The sequence below is a fragment of the Bartonella sp. TS25HLJMH genome, from assembly GCF_042193505.1.
Lineage (GTDB): Bacteria > Pseudomonadota > Alphaproteobacteria > Rhizobiales > Rhizobiaceae > Bartonella > Bartonella grahamii.
The window spans coordinates 1-5,000 of the sequence record NZ_JBHILV010000025.1; the positions used below are offsets into that span (position 1 = coordinate 1).

Genomic DNA, 5,000 nt, shown 5'->3' on the forward strand with positions numbered 1-5,000 from the left:
CATGCAGAGTGAGTTGACGGCGAATAGACTCCTCGATAAACTCATTAAGATCAACTTAACCGATGGTTTTATTTTGGAGGAAGAGGGATTGTATACAAGAGAAGCATTTGGGGACCATCAGCGCTTCCAATCACATTCATCCCAATATCGCAATCAACAAACGCGTATTAATTCTCAAAGCCTGTAATTTATAGAGCGGGACCAATATTTTAAAGAGTTTCTGTAGGGAGCATGATCATGCAAAAGGTGGATTCCTATACCAAATCAGAAAGGTATGTCATATATACCGTAATTATTTCCAGCATACTTCCCTTGCTGGATGGAAGCATTGTTAATGTCATCCTTCCAGACCTTGCTTTTTATCTTTCAGTAGAGGAAAATAATATACAATGGGTTGTAACATCCTATTTTCTTGCCACCGTGCCAGGATTGTTGATAGCAGCTTTTGTGCAAGGAAGAATAGGTATCAAAAGAACTTGGTTTCTTGCAAGCTTCATTTTTATGCTTGGATCACTGGGGGTAGGATTAAGCTATAATTTTCCAACCATTATATCTGCCCGTATCGTTCAAGGTTTCGGGACCGGTCTTTTGCTGCCCCTTAGCCAAACCATCATTGCCTTACAATTTGGACAGACACGAGTGCGCCAAGCCATGGGCACCATAGCCGTACCAACAGTTTTCGCTCCTGCCTTTGGTCCGCTAATAGGCGCCTCACTTGCTCAGTATGTCTCTTGGCGTTTGTTATTTTTTATCAATATTCCGCTCATTTTATTGGCGCTCACCATTGGAGCGAAACACTTAAAGAGCAACGAAACAACAAAAACAAAATTTAACTTATTTGCATTTTTAGCATTTTCCATATCGCTTATTTCGTTTTTTTATCTCACAGAAGCCAGAAATATAAAGAACAACACCTCCGTATATATCTTAGCACTTATAGCTGTGATATCTCTCATATTGTTCACTGTTTCTAATCAGAAAGCAAAAAACAAATTAATCGTCTTTAGCGGATTTCAAAATGCACGCTACACATTACTCATGATCATGGGGCTTGTTGCTTCATTTCTTTTTTATAGCTTCCTCGTTTATTTCCCACTAGCCGTTGCCATGGAACAAGCCCATGAAAATAGCCTTCTCATCATCGGCGCAGTCCTTGCTTTGCAAGGAGTGGGTGCATGGATCGGAAGGAAATTTATTTACCAAAAATGGAAAGAAAAATCTCCCTTTTTCATGATAGGAATTGGTTTGGTGATATCAAGCTTTGGATTATTATGCTTCGGCTATAATATAAGCATGGATGGGCTTGGATTCTTGCTAAGAGGCATAGGGCTTGGCATCACCACCATTGTCTGCCTTTCCGCCCCCATCCAATATGTCAACAGTTTATACGTCAAAGATACAGCAGTTATCACACGCATATTACAGCAAATAGGCGGAGCTTTGGGGGGTGTATTCGCTGGCTTTTTGATCCATTCGCTGACAGAGGAATATCTTTCCCTCAATCAAACATATCTCATATTCTTTATATTCTCTATCGCTGCATTTTTACTGTTTTGCCTCGCACTCTCCTTATCGCATAAAGAAAAGGGCTCCGATTTATGATATGCTTTGTTTGAACGCCTTCTCAATGATATTTGCGATGGCATATAAGATCATAGAGCAGTTTACTACTTTTCGAGAAACCAACACACTGAGACCTTAACCGCAACCTTCGTTATTTTTATGAAAGGACACGAAACCAACAAGCTCCTTAAACTCTAAAATTTGGCCATCTCCAGTAACATGCGGTGTTTATCAACATCATACTTCCTTTGTGCTCTTAGACACCTCTCAAAACCTCTTGAAATATGGGATTCTCTGTTGGTATCTTTGCAAGTATCCACGAAATTAAGCACGCGTTTCACGTGGATTAAGTCCACAAACGCGCTAACAGAAACTCTACAGCACTAGCATAGAATATAGCATCCCGCCACGCTCTAAATGTTGGTCATCTTCTGCCACGCATCATGATATGGAAAATAGCACCGTGCTGCAAACTTGGTGATGTTATTCACCCCATTTCAAACTCATTAAATCGCTATGGTTTCATAATCGCAACAGGTTCAAATAAAGATGAAGCGACAAAAACAGCCGGTAAAGCAGCATCTTTTCTCCATTTCCTTCTCTCCATTCCATTGTGAACTGTCATCACAAATCTCCCCCTCTTTAATAAAACAAAACTTTCCTCCTTGAAGAGAAAGTTTTTAAAACATTGAAAATCATGATGCACGATGACAAACAACAAACCATCTCTAAAAAGGCTGTTTTTTTGACTATCACAGTGTGCTCTGAGATTTCTCTAACATTTTCCTGCCTTTAAATTTTCCTTGTAAATTTTACGGAAAAAGAAGCTTTTCAGAGGACTCTTACGCCTAGTTTCATTGCTTCAAGCTCCCTTATAGACACGATAAACATTTATATTTTCATCTCTACCAAATATACGAGATTAAAAGCGGATATCATGAAAACAGCCTTTTTATAGAAGACCGTAAGCTTAAGGAGATAAACGAATTTGGTAAACCGATCCCCTGCCCACTCATTACGCTCTACCGGTTATGCAAATAAAGAGCCCCATCTGCTCTTTCTGACAAGCAAAGAACACCCGCAACATTTAGTAACATGCCATTGTTGAAATTCTTGTCACAAAACCTTCCTTATTGTCATGTCAGGGATTATGCCTATTGCCTGCGTCCTTCTCTCCAATAAACAATCTGTCAATAAAGAATGTTATTGCACTTACGATAATACAAATTTATACTTCTGTTCTCATTCTATATTTTTCGAATTATCACACATTATCCACCCCCTCCCCTTCACTGTTATAACAATGAAAAGAGAAAACATTTAAAACACAATATAGTATTTCTCTTTCACAAATCTTATATAAGCCACAAAGTGGTTGCGCAACCTTCCATGCAAGGTCAAGAGCAATAAAATCATACTCTAAAAAACACTGCATACACCGCTTTTTGATATTATAAAGCCATAAAATGCAATTATCATCCCCACAAAAAATCTCTCAGAAAAACAAAATTCCTCCTGCAATCATTGGACTGCTCCCTCCAATGTTTGCGTATCATTATACTCATGACGAGTTAGATGAATTGTTTATTGCATCATTTGCTCCTCCTGAGATTCCAGAAGGTACAAAACCCAAAAAAGTTAAAGCATGGTTATATGCAATCAATATGAAATGCGAAGAACCGCTTGAAGTCCTTGGTAATTTGCTTGGGGATTTTTTGGAAAAAGAATATTATGATCCAGACCCAAGCGGATTCAATCCATCATTATATGAAAAAATTTTACAGTTACAAAAAGATCAACGTAAAATTTTAGAAACGTTAAAGAAAGATGGATTAGAATATCAGCGTGGAGGGCATCTTATCAAGAAGGAGCTCACCTCCACAAAAGAATTGCAAAAAGCTGGTCTCCTCTCTACAGAAGAGCTAAAAAAACTTATTGCAGAGAAAGGACTTTCAGCAGTAGAAATCGAAATAAATAGGGCATTAGAAAATATAGAAAAAGATCCAAGGGAGGCAGTTCTATTTGCAGCAAATCTATTGGAAGCCTCTTGCAAAGCTTATCTCGACCACCATTCTATCCCATATGCAGAAAACGCCCGTAGTAAGCTGCGCGATTTATGGAAAGAAGTCGTTAAGAAAGCTAAGATCCATCCCGACGATATAAAGAAAAAAAACTTAAAAAATCAAGATCTAGATAAAAATGACTTAAAAATGATCGCATCCGGTCTGTATCAAATTGTGGACGGTACTATGAATTTAAGAAATAAGAAAGGTGCAGCGCACGGCCGCTCAGAAAAGGATTTTAAACTAATCAATCTCAAACCTCGCCATGCGCATTTAACTTTTAATGCCGCCCATTCCCTCTCAATTTATATCTTAGAGCTCATGGATCAGCCATAATAAAAAAGAGCACTATTCTTACATGCCATAACCGTTTTCTCTTTACAGGCTTTTTGCTACCAACATAATGCTTTACCCTCTACAAAACACTCTTTGCAAATAATTGGGGTATCGTTATGATCATAGGCATTTTAGGTTTTGTCTTTTAAGACAAAAGGCTAGCAAAGCCTCCACTCCATGCATGTTTGTCTTTTTTATCGCAAAACAACATCATTTTCATCAAAAGCCTATCATAACATTTTATATTTCGAGCTAAGAGCGATAGCAAATTTTCTTAAAATCATTTTCTGGAAGCTTTTTCACCTTCTCCCGATGCTTTAAATGCTATAAGAAGGCATCCGAGGTATTTTTGATTTATTTACCGGCAGTTAAGCAATAGGCAATATTGGACTACAGTAACGCGTACTTTATGTTGATTTTTCTTGAAGGTTTCCACCCCTTAAAAAGATTGCGTACCATGAAGAAGAGTTTGGCTTGCGTTTTTCATTGAAAGCAAGTTTTGTAGCTTTTTTTATGATGTTAAGATAGCGGTAAGTTGGAAACGTTTTTTTTTAATTCCTCGCCATTTTTTTATATATGGGTGGAGATGGTACGTTTTTTCTCAAGCAAAATCGCAGACATGCGACATTTTTTGTCTGAAGGACGAGGATATCTGAGAATTTTGGAGAGAGCTTTGATTATTTTTGGTTATGTTTATAGGATTTTTTTGGTCTTCTGGAGTGAGATCGTGAACGGTTAGTTTCAGGGAAGGATTGAGAAGTTTGCATTTTAGAGAGGCAAAGCTCAGTTTTCAAGTTTCTAGTTCCGACAATATGTTTTTTAGCTTATCTTTAAGCATCTAGAATGAAGGTTTATTTGAAAGTCTCCTTGTGAGAACCGCGATAGTAGCGATAAGATTTTATCTCAAGCAATTAGCTATTTTATTTTCAATTTTTTAAAGGGGTGAATGAGCGAATAAGCTCTGAACCTCTTTATTAAAAGTCTCTCTGAGAGAGAGTCACGCCCATATTAAAAGATCAAGAACCCGCTCAGAATGTT

At 37.8% G+C, this 5,000-nt stretch carries 4 protein-coding genes; all 4 read left to right on the plus strand.

Annotated elements, in window-relative coordinates; genetic code table 11:
- The coding region (locus ACFINF_RS08150; RefSeq protein WP_375620442.1) for a hypothetical protein at nucleotides 1-187 on the plus strand (187 nt) is incomplete at its 5' end.
- Between the two features lie 50 nt (nucleotides 188-237).
- On the plus strand, nucleotides 238-1,602 hold the full coding sequence (locus ACFINF_RS08155) for an MFS transporter (protein ID WP_375620443.1): 1,365 nt from the start codon (nucleotides 238-240) through the stop codon (nucleotides 1,600-1,602).
- A gap of 404 nt (nucleotides 1,603-2,006) precedes the next feature.
- A complete protein-coding gene (locus ACFINF_RS08160; RefSeq protein WP_375620444.1) occupies nucleotides 2,007-2,180 on the plus strand; it encodes a hypothetical protein in 174 nt (57 codons plus the stop codon).
- A gap of 849 nt (nucleotides 2,181-3,029) precedes the next feature.
- Nucleotides 3,030-3,962: an abortive infection family protein gene (locus tag ACFINF_RS08165; RefSeq protein WP_375620445.1), complete on the plus strand. Its 933-nt coding sequence runs from the start codon at nucleotides 3,030-3,032 to the stop codon at nucleotides 3,960-3,962.
- Nucleotides 3,963-5,000: the final 1,038 nt, after the last annotated feature.